At 72.3% G+C, this 20,906-nt stretch carries 15 protein-coding genes; 13 read left to right on the plus strand and 2 right to left on the minus strand.

The window, feature by feature from the left end; translation table 11 throughout:
• The first annotated feature begins 280 nt into the window (after window positions 1-280).
• A complete protein-coding gene (locus E0L36_RS27640; protein WP_258016154.1) occupies window positions 281-412 on the plus strand; it encodes a hypothetical protein in 132 nt (43 codons plus the stop codon).
• 27 nt (window positions 413-439) lie between these two features.
• Here the strand turns inward: E0L36_RS27640 and E0L36_RS12775 are convergent, their stop codons facing one another.
• Window positions 440-2,032 carry a metallophosphoesterase family protein gene (locus tag E0L36_RS12775; protein ID WP_180929142.1) on the minus strand — a complete coding sequence of 531 codons (1,593 nt, stop codon included), beginning with the start codon at window positions 2,030-2,032 and terminating at the stop codon, window positions 440-442.
• 165 nt (window positions 2,033-2,197) lie between these two features.
• On the opposite strand from E0L36_RS12775, the gene E0L36_RS12780 reads away from it, so the two are divergent.
• The 6 genes from E0L36_RS12780 to E0L36_RS12805 all read left to right on the plus strand — a co-directional run bounded on the left by E0L36_RS12780 (window position 2,198) and on the right by E0L36_RS12805 (window position 10,870).
• Window positions 2,198-3,256, plus strand: coding sequence for a 3-isopropylmalate dehydrogenase (locus E0L36_RS12780; RefSeq protein WP_180929143.1), 1,059 nt, complete (start codon window positions 2,198-2,200; stop codon window positions 3,254-3,256).
• A 248-nt stretch (window positions 3,257-3,504) separates the two neighbouring features.
• Complete coding sequence (locus E0L36_RS12785; protein ID WP_180929144.1) at window positions 3,505-4,608, plus strand: branched-chain amino acid aminotransferase; 1,104 nt, start codon at window positions 3,505-3,507, stop codon at window positions 4,606-4,608.
• Window positions 4,609-5,124: 516 nt separating this feature from the next.
• Complete coding sequence (locus E0L36_RS12790) at window positions 5,125-6,363, plus strand: PD40 domain-containing protein (protein ID WP_180929145.1); 1,239 nt, start codon at window positions 5,125-5,127, stop codon at window positions 6,361-6,363.
• A gap of 565 nt (window positions 6,364-6,928) precedes the next feature.
• Window positions 6,929-8,671 (plus strand): citramalate synthase, encoded by a 1,743-nt coding sequence (cimA, locus tag E0L36_RS12795; RefSeq protein WP_180929146.1) that lies wholly within the window; start codon window positions 6,929-6,931, stop codon window positions 8,669-8,671.
• Window positions 8,672-9,002: 331 nt separating this feature from the next.
• Window positions 9,003-10,607: an acyl-CoA carboxylase subunit beta gene (locus tag E0L36_RS12800; RefSeq protein WP_180929147.1), complete on the plus strand. Its 1,605-nt coding sequence runs from the start codon at window positions 9,003-9,005 to the stop codon at window positions 10,605-10,607.
• A gap of 11 nt (window positions 10,608-10,618) precedes the next feature.
• A complete protein-coding gene (locus E0L36_RS12805; RefSeq protein WP_308416743.1) occupies window positions 10,619-10,870 on the plus strand; it encodes an acyl-CoA carboxylase epsilon subunit in 252 nt (83 codons plus the stop codon).
• A 272-nt stretch (window positions 10,871-11,142) separates the two neighbouring features.
• Here E0L36_RS12805 and E0L36_RS12810 read toward each other — a convergent pair whose 3' ends face one another.
• Window positions 11,143-11,325 carry a hypothetical protein gene (locus tag E0L36_RS12810; protein ID WP_180929148.1) on the minus strand — a complete coding sequence of 61 codons (183 nt, stop codon included), beginning with the start codon at window positions 11,323-11,325 and terminating at the stop codon, window positions 11,143-11,145.
• Between the two features lie 613 nt (window positions 11,326-11,938).
• On the opposite strand from E0L36_RS12810, the gene E0L36_RS12815 reads away from it, so the two are divergent.
• From E0L36_RS12815 to E0L36_RS12840, 6 genes are all read left to right on the plus strand, one after another.
• Window positions 11,939-15,331: a nitrate- and nitrite sensing domain-containing protein gene (locus E0L36_RS12815; protein ID WP_180929149.1), complete on the plus strand. Its 3,393-nt coding sequence runs from the start codon at window positions 11,939-11,941 to the stop codon at window positions 15,329-15,331.
• A 9-nt stretch (window positions 15,332-15,340) separates the two neighbouring features.
• Complete coding sequence (locus tag E0L36_RS12820; RefSeq protein WP_180929973.1) at window positions 15,341-15,754, plus strand: roadblock/LC7 domain-containing protein; 414 nt, start codon at window positions 15,341-15,343, stop codon at window positions 15,752-15,754.
• A 71-nt stretch (window positions 15,755-15,825) separates the two neighbouring features.
• The gene (locus E0L36_RS12825; RefSeq protein WP_180929150.1) at window positions 15,826-16,236 is read left to right on the plus strand and encodes a DUF742 domain-containing protein; all 411 of its coding nucleotides are present in this window, start codon (window positions 15,826-15,828) and stop codon (window positions 16,234-16,236) included.
• A complete protein-coding gene (locus E0L36_RS12830; RefSeq protein ID WP_374705532.1) occupies window positions 16,217-16,843 on the plus strand; it encodes an ATP/GTP-binding protein in 627 nt (208 codons plus the stop codon). Before E0L36_RS12825 ends, E0L36_RS12830 begins: the two co-directional genes overlap by 20 nt.
• Before the next feature lie 411 nt (window positions 16,844-17,254).
• Window positions 17,255-20,467 carry a nitrate- and nitrite sensing domain-containing protein gene (locus E0L36_RS12835; RefSeq protein WP_180929152.1) on the plus strand — a complete coding sequence of 1,071 codons (3,213 nt, stop codon included), beginning with the start codon at window positions 17,255-17,257 and terminating at the stop codon, window positions 20,465-20,467.
• Window positions 20,468-20,477: 10 nt separating this feature from the next.
• Window positions 20,478-20,891, plus strand: coding sequence for a roadblock/LC7 domain-containing protein (locus E0L36_RS12840; protein WP_086814009.1), 414 nt, complete (start codon window positions 20,478-20,480; stop codon window positions 20,889-20,891).
• Window positions 20,892-20,906: the final 15 nt, after the last annotated feature.

Consider the following 20,906-nt stretch of genomic DNA (forward strand, 5'->3'; position numbering starts at 1 on the left):
AACCCGCAGGTCGCAGGGGTGTGACGAAGAAGCCGTCTCAGATACTAGGAAGACCAAGTAACGGGGGAGACAGCGCGCGACGGGCCTCTTACCGTGGACGTAGCCGAACGTCTCGCTCCATCAGCGAATGGCGGTGCGGCCCGGTGCCCAGCCGCGGGTGATCCCCGCCGCACCGGTGGCCCCGCCCCTCCCGGCAACGCGTACCCCCCCACCACACCCAGTTCAGCCCTCCTCGTGCGCGACCCGGTGTCGCGCCCTCCTGTGCTGAAGGAGCCGCATCATGGCCGAGACCTCCCGCCGACGTGTCCGCCGCGCCCCCCGCGCCGGTCAGGACGCCGCCCGCAAAAACGCCGCCGCCGCGCTCCAGCGCGCCCTCGACCGCCGGGACAACGGCGGCGCGACCGGGCACTGAGCCCCGCGCCGCCGCTCACCGGCGGCCTCAGGACGGGCGGCGCACGGTGAAGTGGTCCACCCGCCGCCCCGTCTGGGCCAGCGCCGTGACCTCCAGCTTCGGCGGTTCCGGGCGCTTGCCCGGCACCGAGCGGACGGCGAGGAAGGAGAAGCCGGTGTAGCGGACCCGCGACCACCCGACGCGGTCCGGTACGGGCAGCCCGCTCTTGGTCCAGTAGTGGCTGAGCACGCTGTCCCGCTCGTTCACCTCGCCCTCGTAGCTGTCCGGTACGGCGAAGCCGTAGAGGTCCTTGCCCGCCCCGCCCGCGGTGACGTACACGATGCCGTCGCGGGTGGGGTCGGTGGTCTCGCCGAAGGACAGCTTCCGGGTGCCCTTCCCGCCCTTGACCGGGTCGGTGCGCTCGTAGACGTGGTTGTGGCCGTTGACGACCAGGTCGACCCCGTGCTTCTCGAACAGCCCCACCCACTCGTCGCGCACCCCGCCGTCCGAGGCGTGCAGCCCGGTCGCGTAGGCGCAGTGGTGGAAGAAGGCGACGATGAAGTCCACCCCGTCCCTCGCCCGCAGCTCCCGCAGGGTGCGGTCCAGCCAGCGGGTCTGCGCCCCGTCCGTGTGGCCCTTGTTGGCGCGGATCTGGTACGAGACGTCGTTGGCGTCCAGCGCGACCACCCCGACGTTGCCGTACACGAAGGAGTACACCCCGGGCGCCTTCCGGCTGTCCGGGCCGTTCTCCGGCAGGGACCAGCGCGCGGACTGACCGCCGTAGCCGTTCGGTGAGTACCAGGCCTCCATGTCGTGGTTGCCGGTGGTCACCATCCAGGGGACCCGGGCGGCGACCGACTCCGTCTGGGCGAGGAACTGGTCCCAGACCCGGGCGTCGTAGGTGTCGGAGGAGTTGCCCTTTCCGGTGCTGTCGGCGTAGCAGATGTCCCCGGCGTGCAGGTGGAAGGCTGGGTTCTGCCCGAGGATCAGCTGGTCGTTGGCGAGCGCGTCGTAGCTGACGCCCTGGTCACCGAAGGCGGTGAAGACGAAGGGGTCGCCGGAGCCCTTCGGGGCGGTGGTGAACGAGCCCAGCGTGGAGACCCGTTCGGCGGTCGCGGGATCGAAGCCCTCGTGGCCGACGCCGTAGTAGTAGGTGGTGTCCGGCCGCAGCCCGTCCAGCGCCACGTGCAGGTAGTACTGCTCGACCTCGGGCAGGTCCTTGGCGAGGGAGGGGGTGCGCAACTCCCGGACCTCCGCCTCGATCCGCTCGCCGAGGTCCCAGGGGGCCCGCCCCAGCCGCAGGTAGGGGCCGCGCACCGGCAGCGGCACCTGCCAGGAGACGCGCATCTCGGTCCGTGGGTCGGCACCGAGGGCGAGGTGCCGTCCGAACGGCGCGACGAGCGAACCGTCGACCCGGGGCCGGGTGCGCACGAGTTCGGGGCCGGCCCGCCGGGGCTCGGCCCCCGCGCTCCCGGCGCCCAGCAGCAGGCCGCCGGTGGCCAGCGCGCCGGCCGCTCCGCCGGTGCGCAGCACGCCACGGCGGGAGAGCCGGGCGCGCAGGTACTCGTGCTGTTCGGGCATGCTCATCCGCTCGGCGAGGTGCGCGGGGATGCCGACGTTGGGTAGGTCACCGGGTGTCATGTGCTGGGAATCTGGCAGGAGTTGGCGACGAAGGGAAGTCACTCCGGTATACGGAAGGTGAGCCGCCGGTCCCGCTCCGCCCCGGCGATCCGCTCACGATGCGCCCAGTGTCCGTATCCTGGACTATGGGTGTCATCACCTGGGACGCGGAGTAGGGTCCCCGCCATGGCGCGCAGCATCAATCTCGCAGTGATTCCCGGGGACGGCATCGGCCAGGAGGTCGTGGCCCAGGGGCTCAAGGTCCTGAACTCCGTCCTCCCCACGGACGTCCGGCTGGAGACGACCGAGTTCGACCTCGGCGCCCGGCGCTGGCACGCGACCGGCGAAACCCTTCCCGACGCCGACCTGGAGCTGCTCGCGCGACACGACGCGATCCTGCTCGGCGCGATCGGCGACCCGAAGGTGCCCTCCGGCGTGCTGGAGCGCGGACTGTTGCTGAGGCTGCGCTTCGCCTTCGACCACTACGTCAACCTGCGCCCCTCGAAGCTCTTCCCGAACACCGACTCCCCGCTCTCCGGCCGCCCGGAGATCGACTTCGTGGTGGTCCGCGAGGGTACCGAGGGCCCGTACGTCGGCAACGGCGGCAGCGTCCGCACCGGCACCGCGCACGAGGTGGCCAACGAGGTCAGCGTGAACACCGCGTACGGCGTGGAACGCGTGGTGCGGGACGCCTACGAGCGGGCCGCCGCCCGGCCGCGGAAGAAGCTCACCCTGGTGCACAAGAACAACGTGCTGGTGCACGCCGGGCACCTGTGGAAGAACACCTTCGACCGGGTCGGGCGGGAGTACCCGGGCGTCACCACCGACTACCTGCACGTCGACGCGGCGACGATCTTCTTCGTCACCGACCCCGGCCGGTTCGACGTGCTGGTCACCGACAACCTCTTCGGTGACATCCTCACCGATCTCGCCGCCGCGATCACCGGCGGTATCGGGCTGGCCGCCTCGGGGAACATCAACCCCTCCGGCGACTACCCCTCGATGTTCGAGCCGGTACACGGCTCCGCGCCGGACATCGCCGGAACCGGCGCCGCCGACCCCACCGCCACCGTGCTCTCGGTCGCGCTGCTCCTGCGCCACCTCGGCTTCGAGGCGGAGGCCGAGCGGGTGGAGCGGGCCGTCTCGGCCGACCTCGCCGAGTCCCCCCGCGCCACGGGTGGCGCCCCCGTCACCCGCACCACCGAGGCGATCGGCGACGCGCTCGCCGCCCGAGTAGCGAGCTGACCCGGCCCCAGCGGCCGGGCTCCAGACGCCCGGCCGCTGGGCTACCCGTCGGTTGGGTGTCACCATCTAATCCAGGACCGACCCACCCGTGTCCCCACTCCGGGAACCCGCGCGCGATAATCGGACGCGGGGCCGCCGCAGGAGGGAAAGCTCGGACGTCCTAGTACCACGCGGTAGCACGTGCGTGCCGCGTGAGCGGCACGGCTAGGAAGCGCGGTCCGCCACGACACTCAGCGAAGGACGCGCTCATGACCACCCGGATCGACTTCGACCTCAAGCCCTCGGCACAGCCGCTCTCCCCGGCGGAGCGCGAGGCGGTGCTGGCGAACCCCGGCTTCGGCCGCTACTTCACGGACCACATGGTCACCATCAGGTGGACCGAGGGCCGCGGCTGGCACGAGGCGCTGCTCCAGCCGTACGCGCCGCTCCAGATGGACCCGGCGAACATGACCCTGCACTACGGCCAGTCGATCTTCGAGGGGCTCAAGGCGTTCCGCCAGCCCGACGACTCGGTGGCCCTCTTCCGTCCCGAGGCCAACGCCGCCCGGTTCCAGCGCAGCGCCCGCCGTCTGGCCATGCCCGAGCTGCCCGTCGAGACCTTCATCGAGGCGTGCGAACTGCTCGTCCGGCAGGACCAGAGCTGGGTTCCGGCGGCCGGTGGCGAGGAGTCGCTGTACCTGCGGCCGTTCATGTTCGCCACCGAGGTGGGGCTCGGGGTCCGCCCGGCCAACGAGTACACCTTCATGGTCCTCGCCTCGCCCGCCGGTCCGTACTTCCCCGGCGGGGTCGAGCCCGTCTCCGTCTGGCTCTCCGAGGACTACGTGCGCGCGGCGCCGGGCGGCACCGGCGAGGCCAAGTGCGCGGGAAACTACGCCGCCTCGCTGGTCGCCCAGGCTGAGGCGGCGCAGCAGGGGTGCGACCAGGTGGTGTGGCTGGACGCCACGGAGCACCGCTGGATCGAGGAGATGGGCGGCATGAACCTGTACTTCGTGTACGGCTCGGGCGCCGACGCGAAGATCGTCACACCGGAGCTGACCGGCACCCTGCTGCCCGGCATCACCCGGGACTCGCTGCTCTCCCTCGCCACCGACCTGGGCTACCGCACCGGAGAGGCGCGCATCTCCACCGGGGACTGGCGGCGGGGGAACGCCGAGGGGGAGATCACCGAGGTCTTCGCCTGCGGCACCGCGGCGGCCATCACCCCCGTCGGTGAGGCGAAGTCCCGTGGCGGCTCCTGGACCGTGGGCGACGGGAGCCCCGGCGAGATCACCATGCGGCTCCGCGAGGCGCTGCTGGCCGTCCAGACCGGACGGGCCGAGGACCGGCACGGCTGGGTCCACCCCATCCGCTGACCCCCTCCGCGCAAGAGCCCCCACCCTCAGGCGCCGCCCGGCCCCGGTCCTCGCCCGCCCGTCGTCCCGTCGACGGCTCCCACGCGCCCACGGTGGGGACGCCGGGGGCGGTGCTGGGGTGACCGGAGCACAACCGGCGCGACGCCCCGGCGGTCCGTGGAGGTGCGCGGACTCCCCGACGGCCCCCGGGGTTGTACGCAAAAGCGCTGATTGTCCGGGCGTTGACGGCCTGCTTGGATTCCCCGGGGAATCCAAGCAGGGGACGGCGGCGCCCGGCGCCAGCCACGCGCCGGTTCGGCGCGCACCCGCGAGACGGCACCCCGCGTACCGCCCACCCTTCCGGGGCGGGCGCGGGGCTGCCCCGCGACCTCCGTACGGCACCGCGGCACCGGCCACCGGTGCGGGCACCCGCGTGGGGAGCGGGTGCCCGCACCGGCTGGGGCCGCCGGGCACGGCGCCGTACGGCTCGCGCGGGCCGCGCCGCGTCGCCGTCCCGCTCACCAAGGGGGAGAGAACATGCGCCTCGTCACGCGCACGGCCCTAGGGGCCACACTCGTCGGCGGCCTGACCGCCGCGATCCTGCCGGTGCTGGCCTCGGCGGACGAGGGAGCCGAGCCCTCGGCCCCGCGTACCCAGCGGGTCAGCACCGCGGCGGACGGGACCGAGGCCGACGGCCCCTCCCGGGACGCGGTCGTCAGCAGGGACGGCACGCTCGCCGTCTTCACCTCGGAAGCCACCAACCTGGTGCCGGGCGACACCAACGGGGCCGCTGACATCTTCGTCAAGCACCTGAAGGGGACCGGGGACGGCGACTCGGCCACCGGCGGCGCCGTCGAGCGGATCAGTGTCGAGGGGCGCACCGCCTCCTCGCCGGTCCTCAGCGCCGACGGCCGCTACGTCGCCTTCGAGACCGAGGACGGCGAGGACGACCGCCGGGTCCACGTGCACGACCGGAAGACGGGGAAGACCGAGCGGATCAGCACCGAGGGCGTCGGCCACGACGTGCAGAGCTGGTCCCCGGCCATCAGCGCCGACGGCGGCAGCGTCGCCTTCGTCGGCACCCCGCCGCCGGACGACAAGGAGGCGTGGGTGTACGTCACCGACCGCGCGGCGGGCACCACCAAGGCCCTCAAGCACGCGCGCCCGGACTGGCAGCCCCGGTCCATCTCGCAGCTCACCCTGAGCGATGACGGCGGCACGCTGGCCTACCAGTACAACCACTTCAACGGGCCGCGCGCCGACTGCTGCGACGTCTTCACGCGGAAGCTGACCGACGAGAAGCCGACCCAGCTGGACGCCGAGAGCACCAGCGACCAGCAGAAGGGCCGCGACTCCACCCGGCCCGCCATCACCGCGGACGGCGGGTCGGTGGTCTTCCAGTCCGGGGACGACGGCCTGGTGCCGGACGACGGCGACAAGGCCGTCAACGTCTTCGTCGGGGCCATGGGCGCCGAGCTGAAGCGGGTGCCGGGGCGGCACTCCGAGGACTCGACGTTCTCCGGATCCCCCGTGCCGAGCCCGGACGGGAAGCGCCTGCTGTACACCGGGCACGGCACCTCGCCGACCTACCTGATGGACGTGGACTCCGACGAGGCGGCCCGGCCCGTCACCCCGGACGCCGAGGGCAACTACGTCGAGACCCGCGCCGGGGCGCTCTCCGACGGCGCCGCCGCGGTCGCCTACACCTCGCCCGACGCGATCGCGGAGGACGACGGCAACGAGGCGTGGGACGTCTACGTGGCGCACACCGGCTGACGCGCCGCCGGCCGCCTCGTAGCCGGGGCGGCCGGTGACCGGTCCACCGGTCCGCCTCGTGTCCGGCGGGCCGGGTGCCCCCGCCGTGTGCGCCGGGGGCGGGCGGCGGGGAGGCCCCGCGCGGCGCTACGGTCCCCCCGTGCCGTGCTGGCCTCCCCGCTGTGTCCCAGGACACGGCGCGCGCCTGGACCCATCCCGTCCGGGCGCGGTTCGGTCGGGCCCGGCTCGTGTCCGGCGTCGTTTCGTGGCCCGCGGCTCCGCCACCGGGTTCTTCCGCATGGTGAGACGCCCCCTGGACGGGGGCGCGAACTGTGCCAGACTGCCGACGTGTCCTCGTTCGTCATGATTATTGGCAGCAGGCGCGCCGGTCCGCAGTGACCGCCCCGCACCACCCCGTGCGGCGCGGCCACCGTGTCTCAGACCCGCGCGCAGACCTCTCGCACCCGCGAGGGGTTTTTTCGTTTTTCGGCCCACTCGGCCGGACGAACGAGGCGCGAGGGAGGATGGGGCAAGTGGAGCCACGCATTCCGGACCCACCGTCACCCGTACAGGAGCCACACCAGCCATGAGCACGGAACCCACCGACGCCGGTACGGCGGCCCAGTCCTCCGCCACCTCCGCCGTCCCCGCCGCCCCCGGTCCCGACGTCCCAGGTGTCGGGCACGTCGCTCACGTGACCGACGTGACTGACGTAACCGGCGTCACGGCGGACACCGTCCCCAGCGACGCGTTCCACGTCTTCGACACCACCCTGCGGGACGGCGCCCAGCGCGAGGGGATCAACCTCAGCGTCGCGGACAAGCTCGCCATCGCGCGGCACCTGGACGACTACGGCGTCGGGTTCATCGAGGGGGGCTGGCCCGGCGCCAACCCCCGGGACACCGAGTTCTTCGCCCGCGTCACCCGGGAGGGCGGGTTCCGCAACGCCCAGATGGTGGCCTTCGGCGCCACCCGGCGCGCCGGGACCGCCGCCGCCGACGACCCGCAGCTGCGGGCGCTCGCCGACTCCGGCGCCCCCGTGGTGACCCTGGTCGCCAAGGCGCACGACCGGCACGTCGAGCTGGCGCTGCGCACCACCCTGGAGGAGAACCTCGCGATGGTGCGGGACTCGGTGGGCTACCTCCGGGAGCGGGGCCTGCGCGTCTTCGTCGACTGCGAGCACTTCTTCGACGGCTACCTGGCCAACCCCCACTACGCGAAGAGCGTGGTGCGCGCGGCCCACGAGGCGGGCGCCGAGGTGGCGGTGCTCTGCGACACCAACGGCGGCATGATCCCCGCCCGGATCCAGGCCGTCGTCCGCACCGTCCTCGCGGACACCGGCGCCCGCCTCGGCATCCACGCCCAGGACGACACGGGCTGCGCGGTCGCCAACACCCTGGCCGCGGTGGACGCCGGGGCCACCCACGTCCAGTGCACCGCCAACGGGTACGGCGAGCGGGTGGGCAACGCCAACCTCTTCCCCGTCGTGGCGGCGCTGGAGCTGAAGTACGGCATGCGGGTCCTCCCGCCGGGCGGACTGGCCGAGACGACCCGGGTCTCGCACGCCATCGCCGAGGTGGTCAACCTGACCCCCTCCACCCACCAGCCGTACGTCGGCACCTCCGCCTTCGCCCACAAGGCCGGGCTGCACGCCTCCGCGATCAAGGTGGACCCCGACCTCTACCAGCACATCGACCCGGAGCGGGTCGGCAACACCATGCGGATGCTGGTCTCCGACATGGCGGGCCGCGCCTCCGTCGAGCTGAAGGGCCGGGAGCTGGGGTACGACCTCGCCGCCCAGCCCGGACTCGCCGGACGGGTCGTCGAGCGGGTCAAGCAGCAGGAGCTGCGCGGCTACACCTACGAGGCCGCCGACGCCTCCTTCGAACTGCTGCTCCGGGACGAGGCGCACGAGGGTGCGGCCCCCCGGTTCTTCCGCGTCGAGTCCTGGCGGGCCATCGTCGAGCAGCGCCCCGACGGAGCGCCCCTCAACGAGGCCACCGTGAAGCTCTGGGCGAAGGGCGAGCGGATCGTGGTCACGGGCGAGGGCAACGGCCCGGTCGACGCCCTCGACCGGGCCCTGCGGATCGGGCTGGAGCGGCTGTACCCCGAACTGGCCCGGCTCGCCCTGGTCGACTACAAGGTGCGGATCCTGGAGGAGGGGCAGGGCACCTCCTCCACGACCCGCGTGCTGATCTCGACCAGCGACGGCAGCACGGAGTGGTCGACGGTCGGGGTGGGCGACAACGTCATCGCGGCGTCCTGGCAGGCGCTGGACGACGCCTACACTTACGGGCTGCTGCGCGCGGGCGTCGCCGCGCCCCAGTGAGCCGTGGGCTCCGCCCCTCCGGGTCCCGTGCGCCGCGGGACCCGGAGGCGCGGCGTCTCTGGGCGGTCCGGGGCGGTCCGCGGGCGCTGCCCGGGGCGGTCCCCTGGCGGGTGACGCCGTCGCTCCGGGCCGCTGACCAGCGGCTAACGGTTCGGGGAGGCTGCGGGGGAGCTGTCGGGTCCCCACAGCGTCCGGCGCTCGTTATGCGGAGTATGACCGGATGGAGGGCCTCCGCTAAGCACGGTTCTGTCCAGCGCAGCCATGAATCCGGCACCGAGACTGTACGAATCTGACGACGGCTTCCGGCATCGCTTTTTCGTAGGGTCTATACATGACCGATCTTTCTCAGCCGTCGCCGTCAGCGGATCAGGACGAAGCGGTGGCGCCGGACGCACGGGGGCGCGTCGCCGAGCTGCACGCGATGCGGGCCGAGGTGCTGCGGGGGCCGAGCGACCGGGCGACGGCCGCGCAGCACGGCAAGGGGAAGCTGACCGCGCGGGAGCGCATCGCCCTCCTGCTCGACGAGGGCTCCTTCCAGGAGATGGAGCCCCTGCGGCGGCACCGCGCGACGGGGTTCGGTCTGGAGCACAACCGGCCCTACACCGACGGTGTGATCACCGGCTGGGGGACGGTCCACGGGCGCCAGGTCTTCGTCTACGCCCACGACTTCCGCGTCTTCGGCGGAGCGCTGGGCGAGGCGCACGCCAGCAAGATCCACAAGATCATGGACAAGGCGATCGCGGCGGGCGCTCCGCTGGTCTCGCTCAACGACGGCGCGGGGGCCCGGATCCAGGAGGGCGTCGCCGCGCTCGCCGGGTACGGCGGGATCTTCCAGCGCAACACCCGTGCCTCCGGGGTGATTCCGCAGATCTCGGTGATGCTGGGGCCGTGCGCCGGGGGCGCGGCCTACTCGCCCGCGCTGACCGACTTCGTGTTCATGGTGCGGGACACCTCGCAGATGTTCATCACCGGCCCGGACGTGGTCGAGGCGGTGACCGGCGCGCGGGTCTCGCAGAACGGCCTCGGTGGCGCGGACGTCCACGCGGAGACCTCCGGGGTCTGTCACTTCGCCTACGACGACGAGGAGTCGTGCCTGGAGGAGGTGCGCTACCTGCTCTCGCTGCTGCCCCGGAACAACCGCGAGAACCCGCCGGCCGAACCGGGCGACGACCCGGCCGACCGCCCCTGCGACGCGCTGCTCGACCTGGTGCCCGCCGACGGCAACCGGCCCTACGACATGCGTCGGGTGGTCGAGGAACTGGTCGACGACGGGGAGTTCCTGGAGGTCCACGAGCGCTGGGCGACCAACATCATCTGTGCCCTGGGGCGGATGGACGGCCAGGTGACCGGGGTCATCGCCAACCAGCCCCAGTCGCTGGCCGGAGTGCTGGACATCGAGGCGTCCGAGAAGGCCGCCCGCTTCGTGCAGATGTGTGACGCCTTCAACATCCCGTTGCTGACCCTGCTCGACGTGCCGGGCTTCCTGCCGGGCGTCGACCAGGAACACGGCGGCATCATCCGGCACGGCGCGAAGCTCCTCTACGCGTACTGCAACGCCACCGTCCCCCGGGTCTCGGTGGTGCTGCGCAAGGCGTACGGCGGCGCGTACATCGTGATGGACTCACAGTCCATCGGCGCGGACATCACCTACGCCTGGCCCACCAACGAGATCGCGGTGATGGGCGCCGAGGGCGCCGCGAACGTCATCTTCCGCAAGCAGATCGCCGCCGCCGACGACCCGGAGGCCATGCGCCGCCGGATGGTCAAGGAGTACAAGGCGGAGCTGATGCACCCGTACTACGCCGCCGAACGCGGCCTGGTGGACGACGTGATCGACCCGTCCGAGACCCGCCGGGTGCTCATCGACACCTTCGCGATGCTCCGCAGCAAGCACGCGGATCTGCCCTCCCGCAAGCACGGCAACCCACCCCAGTAATCGGAGTCATCGTGCCGCAGAGCCCGTCCCTTACCGAGAGCCGTCCCGAGACCGAGGGGACGATCCCGGCCCAGCCGATCCGCGTCGAGAAGGGCCACGCGAGCGAGGAGGAACTCGCCGCCGTGACCGCCCTGCTCCTCGCCCGTACCCACGCGCCCGCGCGGGCGGCGGACAACCGCCCGGCCAGCAAGCCGCGTTGGCGCCGTCTGGACAGCCACCACGGACACCACGGCTACCAGTCCCCGCGGAGCTGGCACAGCTGAGCGGCGGAGCCGCCCGCCGGGACCCCTGAACTCACCGCGCCAACTCACCGCGCCGTGGCCCAGGTTGGGCCGCCACGGAGCCCGGTTCCCGGCACGGGCCGAGTCGGCGTCCGGGCGGGCCGGTGCGGACGGCGGGACCTCCTGCCGCCCCTCCGCCGGACCTCGTCGCCGGACGGGGGCGCAACGCACGAAGCGCGGGAGGGAGACTCGCTCCCGTCCCGCGCTGTGTGTTCTCGGGTACCGCAGTGCGCTCTCGCGTGCCTGAGCCGCGGTCAGTTGCCCGGCGCGTCCTCCAGGACGGTACGGCGCGGGTTGGCCGTGCTCGCGGGCAGGCCCTCCGCGCCGGACGCGGCGGACTCGTGCGGCCTGACGGTCAGTTCGTCCGCGTCGGAGAGGTGTGCCAGGGTGGTGCGGCGCGGGTTGGCGGTGCTCCGGATGGAGATGGTGGACTTCACGATCGCCCGTTCCTCACTCGGCTGCTGGTGTGTCGACTCTCGCTTGTCGATTCTCTGGAAAGTGTAAACGGTGAGAGTAGACGCGCCTTTCCCGCTCGCAGCGTGATGTAGACAACGCGGAGCGTGTGAGTTTGCTCACGAGCTGCGGTCAAAAGCGACAATTGCCATCGCGTATCTCCCCCCGGAAATACGGGCGTTGTGGGCGTACCGCGCATTCCTCCGGCGTGCCGCCGCCGCGTGCCCCCGGGGTCCGGCGGTGGGGGTCAGGGTGAGCTGTAGGGGAAAGTCCGGAATTCCGGTCGGAGTTGTGCACGAGAGGTAGTCGTGCCGATCCGGGGAGTAGCGCCCTCCGGCGGGTTATCCACAGCCCTTGTTGGAGATCCCGCGCTGTGCTGGAATTCCACGGACCGCGCAGGACGCCTCCTCAGAGTTTCGACCCGGAGGCACCCCCGGCCGGCGCGCTGGGGGCGCAGATGCAGCGCACCGTGCGGCGGAGATGAGGGGACGAGCCGGTCACTGACGACCGACAGCGGGGGGCCTGGGAACCCCCACGACTCGATACCGTCCCTCCGTCGCAGGCGGGGGGACGCCTGGTCCAGAGGTTGCGACGCTAGTGCAGGGACGTTTCAAGAGGAACGGCAGCGCCGAGGGGTCCGGGGAGCCGGGAGGTTCGACCGACCGTGGCTCCTCCGCCGAGCGCGCCCAGGAGGGCGGCACCGCCGCCGGGCGCGAGGGCGGTAACACCGCCGAGGGCGCCGCCGCGGCGACGGCCGACGCCGCCAACGAGGCCGCGGTGAGCAGCGGTTCCCGGCTCGCCCTCCGCAACTGGCGCATCAGCACCCGCCTGGTCTCGCTGTTGGCCCTGCCCGTCATCGCCGCCACCACGCTCGGCGGGATGCGGATCCACAGCTCCCTGAACAACGTCTCGCAGCTCGACAACATGAAGCTGCTCACCGAGATGACCGAGCAGGCGACGGAGCTGGCCCAGGCACTCCAGGAGGAACGGGACCGCTCCGCGGGGCCGTTGGTGGCCACCAAGAACGCCAAGGACGACACCGTGGTCGGGCCGCGCGAGCGCACCGACCAGGCGTTCCAGGCGTTCAAGGAACGCACCGCCAGCATCGACGACACCGACAAGGCGATGGCCGGTGTCCAGACCACCGTGCTGGACATCACCCGCCAGCTGGGCACCATCAAGGACATCCGGGAACGCGCCTACACCAACGCCGCGTACACCTCGCAGACCGTCAACAGCTACAACCAGCTGATCTCCTCGCTGCTCTCGCTCTCCCAGGACATGGCGCAGGCGACCAGCAACTCCGAGATGATCCAGAGCACCCGCGCGCTGGCGGCCTTCTCCAGCGCCAAGGAGTTCGCCTCGATCCAGCGGGCCGTCATCTCGGCCGGCCTCGCCCGCCCCGGCGGTCCCGAACTCTCCGAGACCGACCGGCTGTACGCGCGTACCGCCATGGCCCGCGAGAACGCCGCCCTCGGCAGCTTCGAGCAGATCTACGGCGAGGAGCGCGCCGCCGGTCTGATGGCCCCGCTGGACGGCGGCGTGGTCAACATCGTCACCGCCGACCAGTACCGCGAGCGGGTGCTCGACCATCCGGACGGCATCAAGCAGAAGCAGCGCTCCTACATGGACTGGATCGACCTCGACAAGTCCAAGCTGGAGGCCATGGGCAAGATCGAGGCCAGTCTGCTCTCGCAGATGGAGGAGCAGGCCCGCGAACTGCGCTCCGAGGCACAGCGGGAGGCGGTGGTCAACGGCGTCATCATCTTCCTCGTCCTCGGGATCTCGCTGGTGGGCGCCTTCGTGGTGGCCCGCTCGATGGTCAGCTCGCTGCGCCGCCTCCAGGACACCGCGCAGGAGGTGGCCCGGCAGCGGTTGCCCGAGCTGGGCAAGCAGATGTCCGAGGCCGAGCCGCAGGACGTCGACACCTCCGTCGAGTCCGTCGGCGTGCACAGCCGGGACGAGATCGGCAAGGTCGCCGCCGCCTTCGACGACGTGCACCGCGAGGCGGTCCGGCTCGCCGGTGAACAGGCCCTGCTGCGGGGCAACGTGAACGCGATGTTCACCAACCTCTCGCGCCGGAGCCAGGGGCTCATCCAGCGTCAGCTCTCCCTCATCTCCGAGCTGGAGTCCCGGGAGGCCGACCCGGACCAGCTCTCCTCGCTTTTCAAGCTGGACCACCTCGCCACGCGTATGCGCCGGAACGGCGAGAACCTGCTGGTGCTCGCCGGTGAGGAGCCCGGCCGCCGCTGGACCCGCCCGGTGCCGCTGGTGGACGTGTTGCGCGCCGCCGCCTCCGAGGTGGAGCAGTACGAGCGCATCGAACTCAACTCCGTCCCCTCTACGGAGGTCGCCGGCCGGGTCGTCAACGACCTCGTCCACCTGCTCGCCGAGCTGCTGGAGAACGCCACCTCGTTCTCCTCCCCGCAGACCAAGGTGAAGGTCACTGGGCACGCCCTGCCGGACGGCCGGGTGCTGATCGAGATCCACGACACCGGCATCGGCCTCTCTCCCGAGGACCTCTCCTCGATCAACGAGCGGCTCGCCAACCCGCCGACGGTCGATGTCTCGGTCTCCCGGCGCATGGGCCTCTTCGTGGTCGGGCGCCTCTCGCTGCGGCACGGCATCCGCATCCAACTGCGGCCCTCCGACTCCGGCGGCACCACCGCGTTGGTCATGCTGCCCGTCGACGTGGCCCAGGGCGGAGCCCAGGGCCCGCGCGGCAAGGGCGGCCCCGCCGGGGGAGCGGCCGGGAAGTCCGGTGGGCTCGCCGCCGCCCTCCAGCGCGGGCCGCAGGGCGGTCCGGGCGGCGGCAAGGGCGGCCTCAGCGGGCTGCACACCCGCGGTCAGGTCTCCGGCGGAGCGCCGCGCGCGGCGCTCACCGGAGGCGGGGAGCCGCAGGGCCAGCAGTCCGGCGCCACCAGCTTCTTCGGCGCCCCGCCGTCACCGCCCGCGCCCGGCGCGGCCCCCGGCGGCGCGTCCACGGGCGAGCGGCCGGGCGGCGCGGAGGCACGCCCCGCCGACGTCCCTCCCGCGCTGCCCACCCGCGGTGGACCGGCCGGTGAGCTCCCCGGAGCGCCCGCGCACGGCGGCTCGGTGGCGAACGGCGCCGCCCCCGCGCGCCCCGGCCCCGGCGACACCGCCGAGTTCGCCCGTCCACAGGTGGGCGGCCCCGGCGACACCGGGCAGTTCGCCCGGCCGGAGACGGCCCCCGGCGACCTGCCCCGTGAGCCCCGGCCCAACGGCGTCGCGTCCGGCCCCGGCCACCCCGCCGCGCCGTCCGCCCCCGTCGCGGCCGACCACGACACCCCGCGCGGGCATGAGGAACCGGTGTCCGCCGGTCAGGGGCACCACGCCGAACCGGCGCGCTCCGGCGAGGAGTTCACGGACCCCGCGTTCGGTATCCCCGCCGGTCACGCCCCGGAGAACGCCTCGACGCCGATCTTCGAGTCGATGGAGTCGAGCTGGTTCCGCGACTCCTCGGGACACCCCTCCGGCGCCGTTCCCCAGCAGGCCCCGCCCGCCGGGCGGCTGGCCGAGCCGGGCCCGGCGCCGGGCCCGCCCCAGGCCCCGCGGGGGGCTTCCCCCGGCGGGCGGCCGGAGCAGGTGCCGCCGATGCCGCAGCGCCCGATGCCGCGGCGTCCGGTGCCCGGAGGTGGCGACGTGGGCGGCGGTGGCGCGCCGGAGTCCGGCTCCGGCGGCCGCTGGGGCGCCTCACCGAACGACGAGAGCTGGCGTCAGGCCGAAGCGGTGCGGGAGCCCGCCGCGGGCGGGATCACGACCTCCGGCCTGCCGCGCCGGGTACCCCGGGCCAACCTCGTCGCCGGTACCGCGCAGCAGGAGCCAGCGGGCCCGTCCGGTCCGCAGGTGTCCCGTGCGCCCGATGACGTCCGCGGTCGGCTCACCAACCTCCGTCGCGGAATCCAGCAGGGTCGGCAGGCCGGTACGGAAACACGCGGCACCGGCCCCACTTACCAGCAGGAGCGTTAGTTGAGTCCGATGAGTCAGGCGGCGCAGAACCTCAACTGGTTGATCACCAATTTCGTGGAGAACACTCCGGGTGTCTCGCACACGGTGGTGGTCTCCGCCGACGGACTGCTGCTGGCGATGTCCGAGGGTTTCCCGCGTGATCGTGCTGATCAGTTGGCGGCGGTGGCCTCGGGGTTGACTTCGCTGACGGCGGGGGCGTCGCGGATCTTCGAGGGGGGTGGGGTGAACCAGACGGTGGTGGAGATGGAGCGGGGGTTCCTGTTCATCATGTCGATCTCGGATGGTTCGTCGTTGGCGGTGCTCGCGCACCCGGAGGCCGATATCGGTCTGGTGGGGTACGAGATGGCGCTGCTCGTCGACCGCGCCGGTACCGTCCTCACCCCGGACGTACGCGCCGAACTACAGAGCAGCATCCTGAACTAGCCCGACCGGCCCGGCCCCACCCGAGCCCCCACTGTCCGCCCGTCCCCACTGACGCCTCTTCCGGAGGACCCATGACCCCGCCGCCCGCCTCGACCGGCCCGTACGGCGTGCCGCACTCATCACCGTACGGCGGTGAAGGTGACCAGCCGCTGGTGCGGCCGTACGCCATGACGGGCGGCCGGACCCGGCCGCGCTACCAGCTCGCCATCGAGGCGCTGGTGAGCACCAGCGCCGACCCCGTGCACCTCCAGGGGCTCCTCCCGGAACACCAGCGGATCTGTCACCTGTGCCGCGAGGTGAAGTCGGTGGCCGAGGTGTCGGCGCTGCTGGCCATTCCGCTGGGGGTGGCCCGGATTCTGGTGGCCGACCTGGCGGAGGCCGGGATGGTGGCGATACATCAGCCCGGCGGGGGCGCGGAGCCCGGCGGCACTCCGGACGTGACCTTGCTGGAAAGGGTGCTCAGTGGACTTCGGAAGCTCTAGCACGCAGCCGGGGCCGATGGCGGGGACCGCCCCCGGCGACCAGGCGACGTCCGCGCCGCGTTCGACCACCTCCGCGAAGATCGTGGTGGCGGGCGGCTTCGGCGTGGGCAAGACGACCTTCGTCGGCGCGGTCTCGGAGATCAATCCGCTGCGTACCGAGGCCGTGATGACCTCCGCCTCGGCCGGAATCGACGATCTGACGCACACCGGGGACAAGACCACCACCACGGTGGCCATGGACTTCGGCCGGATCACCCTCGACGACGACCTGATCCTGTATCTGTTCGGCACTCCCGGGCAGGACCGGTTCTGGTTCATGTGGGACGACCTGGTGCGCGGGGCGATCGGCGCGGTCGTGCTGGTGGACACCCGGCGGCTGGCGGACTGTTTCCCCGCGGTGGACTACTTCGAGAACAGCGGACTGCCCTTCGTGATCGCGCTGAACGGCTTCGACGGCCACCAGCCCTATTCGCCCGACGAGGTCCGTGAGGCGCTGCAACTCGGCCCGGAGACGCCGATCATCACGACGGACGCGCGGCACCGCGCGGACGCCAAGAGCGGACTGATCACGCTCGTCGAGCACGCGCTGCTGGCGCGCCTCAAGTAGCCTGGGAACACGCTGCGTTGGCGCCGGAGCCGGTCTCCCGAGGGGCCCTGCCGGACGGTGCGGCCCCGGGATACGGACGGGTCCGGCGCCGGCGTCGTGATTCCCGCTGGTTTTTCGTTGTGTTCTTCGCCATCCTGACTGGCGCGTTCATAACGTTTCAGGTGTGAAAACCGCGCTCCCGCTATACGGGTGGCGAGCAAGGCGCTTCACTCTGTGCACACTCCTTAACCTGTTTGGTGCGGCAAAGGCTCAATGTCCCTTTTTGCGGGCTGGGTTCGCCGGGCAGGGAGGGTGTGAAGAGTTCGCTGAGGTGTTTGGACGGTACGACGGTGACGTGCTGGAATTCCATGAACTCAGCAGTAGCGACGGCACCTGACCCGGGCGGGCCGCGTGCCGAGAGTGAGGACGCGAGTGAGGCTAGGCAGGAAAGGCGCGACGGAATCCGCGTCGCAGGCCCCGGGTGAGACGAGGGGGAACTTCACCCCGCCGTCGCACGCGGAGCCGCCCGCGGGCGACGCCGGTGCGGAGCCAGAGGCGCGGAGCGGCAGCAGACTCGCCGTCCGCAACTGGAGAGTGCCCACCCGGCTGAACGCCATCCTGCTCGTGCCCGTCGTCATCGCGCTCGTCTTCGGCAGTATCCAGGTCAACAGCCAGATCCAGACCTGGCGCGAGGCGGAGGACGCCCGCAAGGTCGCCGAACTGGTCGCCGCCGCCGCGGACTACGGCCACGCGCTGATCGACGAGCGGGACCGCACCGCCGTCCCGCTGCTGACCGGTGAGAAGGACGACCCGGTGATCGCCAAGGTCCGGAACACCACCGACAAGGCGGCCGAGGTCTTCCACGACGCCGTCGACCGGATGCCCGACCAGGACGGGCTCAAGCGCCGGCTGGCCGTCTTCATGGAGCAGGAGCCGAAGCTGGGGAAGCTTCGGGAGCACGCCTACACCGCGAGGATGGGCGGAATCGAGACCCACGAGGGTTACGTCACCATCCAGCACCCGCTGATGGAGTTCGCGAACGAACTCGGCCTGGGCACCGGCAACGTCACCTCTTTCGGGCGCACCGTCTACGCGATCTCGCTGGCGAAGGCCGCCGAGTCCCTCCAGCGCTCGATCGGCCTGCACCTGCTCGTCGACCCGGGCCCCGGGGCCAAGGACAAGAAGGCGCAGCTCACCGCCTTCGCCTCCTACGCCTACCTGGAGCGGCTCGCGCTCATCGAGTACACCTCCGGCGGCCGTCCGGAGGACCTGACGCTGCTGAAGCGCGAGACGGCGGCCGGCGAGAGGAACGCCCGGCAGCTGCACGCCAACGCCAGGGAGGAGGCGGAGGCCGAGGGCGAGAAGTTCGTGACGCCGCCCTCGCTGAAGAAGATGGGGGAGGCCATCGCCAGCGGTGCCTCGCCCAGCACCCTGCGCGGCCAGGGCATCACCCAGGACAGCTGGATGGACGCCGCCACGGCCAAGTTCGACGCCTACCGCGAGGTGGAGGAGCGGCACAGCCGGGACGCGTTCGAGGAGACGAAGCAGATCGCCTCGGACGCCAAGCGGGACGCGATCGTCAACGGCGCGGTCGGTATCGCCGCGCTGCTGGCCGCCTTCGTGCTGGCGGGCAAGATGGCCCGGTCGATGAGCCGTTCCATGCGCGGGTTGCGCGGCGCCGCGCTGGAGGTCGCGGAGCAGCGGCTGCCCGCCCTCGTCGACCAGCTCTCGCGCACCGAGCCGGGCCGGGTGGACACCCGGGTGAAGCCGATCCCGATCGGCACCCGGGACGAGATCGGCGAGGTGGCCCGGGCCTTCGACCAGGTACACCGGGAGGCCGTCCGGCTCGCCGCCGAGCAGGCGCTGCTGCGGGGCAACGTCAACGCCATCTTCACCAACCTCTCGCGCCGGAACCAGGGGCTCATCGAACGGCAGCTCGACCTGATCACCCAGCTGGAGAACAGCGAGTCCGACCCGGACCAGCTGCACAGCCTCTTCCGGATGGACCACCTCGCCACGCGTATGCGCCGGAACGGCGAGAACCTGCTGGTGCTCGCGGGCGAGGAGCCGGGCCGCCGCTGGACCCAGCCGGTGCCGCTGGTGGACGTGTTGCGCGCCGCCACCTCGGAGGTCGAGCAGTACGAGCGGATCGACATCAGCGGGGTCCCGGAGAGCGAGATCCACGGCCGGGTCGTCAACGACCTCGTCCACCTGCTCGCCGAACTGCTGGAGAACGCCGCCTCGTTCTCCTCGCCGCAGACCAAGGTGCGGGTGACCGCGACCCGCCTCCCGGACGGGCGGGTCATGATCGAGATCCACGACAAGGGCATCGGCCTGACGTCCGAGGACTTCGCCGACATCAACCACAAGCTGGCCCACCCGCCGACCGTCGACGTGTCGGTCTCGCAGCGCATGGGCCTGTTCGTGGTCGGCAGACTGGCCGCCCGGCACGGCATCCGGGTGCAGCTGCGACCCTCCGGGGAACAGGGCGGCACCACCTCGCTGGTGATGCTGCCCGAGAACATCACCCAGGGAGGCGGCGGTTCGGGGTTCACCGAGGAGGTGGACGGCGACATCACCGTCTCCCGGGTGATGGAGTCCCCGACCGCGCCCGGCGCCCCCGAGCAGCACCCCGGCGCCCCAGCCCTGGAGGGCCCAGAGGCCCGGGCCGGGGAGCGGCGCGCGCCCGGACGGCTGGACCCGATCGGGCGCTCCCTGATGCGCGAGGAGCGCCTTGCCGCGCTGGAGGGCCAACACGGCCCGGACGAGCCGTACTTCGGCTCCCCACAGGGCGCCGCCGATCCGGGGCCGGAGGCGCCCGTGCCGGGCCCCGCGCTGCCCGCCGGAGGCGGCTACGACCCCGTGGACCCCACCGGGACCGGCCAGTTCCCCGTACCGGGCCACCAGGAGGGCTACGCGCCCGCCGGGCCCGCCCCCCACGACCCGGCGGGCGCCGACCCGTTCGGTCAGGCCTTCCCCGACGCCCCGGCCCAACCGGTGGGCTACGGCGGCGTGTTCGGGCCCGGTGACGGCGCCCCGGAGCCCGGTCCCGGATGGTGGGCCGACCGCGACGAGCCCGCCGGGCAGGCGCAGGCGCCCCTGGGGGAGGAGCGGAGCGTGTGGGACGCCCCCGCGCCCCGGGTGGAAGCGGAACCCGCCGTCGGCGGTCCCCAACCGCCCTCTGACGGCGTAGGCTTCGACCGGCCAGGACCGCATCCGAGCAGCTATCACTCCACGACCGGTGTGGGCCTGCCCCGCCGCGAGCCGGGGCAGTCGCACCTCGGCGGCGGCCCGGAGGGTCCGGCGGATTCGGGACCGGAATCCGCGGAGTCCCCGGAGGCGGCCGGAGGCTTCCGCGCCGCGAACGACGACCGCTGGGAGCGGGCGGGCCGGCTGCGCGCGCCCCAGGCGGGCGGCGTCACCACGTCCGGCCTTCCCCGCCGGGTACCCCGGGCCAATCTGGTCGAGGGCGTGGCGGAGGAGAGCGCCCAGGGTGGCCCATCAGTTTCCCGCGCGCCCGAGGACGTGCGCGGCAGGCTGAGTAACCTTCACCGTGGCGTCCGCAGGGGGCGCGGTGCGGGTGGCTCGGTCCGGAATGACCGCCAGGGCTTCGGCCCCGGTAGCACCTACGATCAGGAGCGTTAGTGTGAGCCCGATGAGTCAGGCGGCGCAGAACCTCAACTGGTTGATCACCAATTTCGTGGAGAACACTCCGGGTGTCTCGCACACGGTGGTGGTCTCCGCCGACGGACTGCTGCTGGCGATGTCCGAGGGTTTCCCGCGTGATCGTGCTGATCAGTTGGCGGCGGTGGCCTCGGGGTTGACTTCGCTGACGGCGGGGGCGTCGCGGATCTTCGAGGGGGGTGGGGTGAACCAGACGGTGGTGGAGATGGAGCGGGGGTTCCTGTTCATCATGTCGATCTCGGATGGTTCGTCGTTGGCGGTGCTCGCGCACCCGGAGGCCGATATCGGTCTGGTGGGGTACGAGATGGCGCTGCTCGTCGACCGCGCCGGTACCGTCCTCACCCCGGACCTCCGCGCTGAGCTCCAGGGCAGCCTGCTCAACTAGGTCAACCAGCAGACA

Source organism: Streptomyces sp. AJS327, from assembly GCF_013450295.1.
Classification (GTDB): Bacteria; Actinomycetota; Actinomycetes; order Streptomycetales; family Streptomycetaceae; genus Streptomyces.

Coding starts and splice junctions, on each gene's coding strand:
- E0L36_RS12820 (WP_180929973.1), top strand. CDS start 15,341: ATGAGTCAGGCGGCGCAGAACCTCAACTGGTTGATCACCAATTTCGTG.
- E0L36_RS12775 (WP_180929142.1), bottom strand. CDS start 2,032: ATGACACCCGGTGACCTACCCAACGTCGGCATCCCCGCGCACCTCGCC.
- cimA (WP_180929146.1), top strand. CDS start 6,929: ATGAGCACGGAACCCACCGACGCCGGTACGGCGGCCCAGTCCTCCGCC.
- E0L36_RS12790 (WP_180929145.1), top strand. CDS start 5,125: ATGCGCCTCGTCACGCGCACGGCCCTAGGGGCCACACTCGTCGGCGGC.
- E0L36_RS12800 (WP_180929147.1), top strand. CDS start 9,003: ATGACCGATCTTTCTCAGCCGTCGCCGTCAGCGGATCAGGACGAAGCG.
- E0L36_RS12840 (WP_086814009.1), top strand. CDS start 20,478: ATGAGTCAGGCGGCGCAGAACCTCAACTGGTTGATCACCAATTTCGTG.
- E0L36_RS12785 (WP_180929144.1), top strand. CDS start 3,505: ATGACCACCCGGATCGACTTCGACCTCAAGCCCTCGGCACAGCCGCTC.
- E0L36_RS27640 (WP_258016154.1), top strand. CDS start 281: ATGGCCGAGACCTCCCGCCGACGTGTCCGCCGCGCCCCCCGCGCCGGT.
- E0L36_RS12825 (WP_180929150.1), top strand. CDS start 15,826: ATGACCCCGCCGCCCGCCTCGACCGGCCCGTACGGCGTGCCGCACTCA.
- E0L36_RS12780 (WP_180929143.1), top strand. CDS start 2,198: ATGGCGCGCAGCATCAATCTCGCAGTGATTCCCGGGGACGGCATCGGC.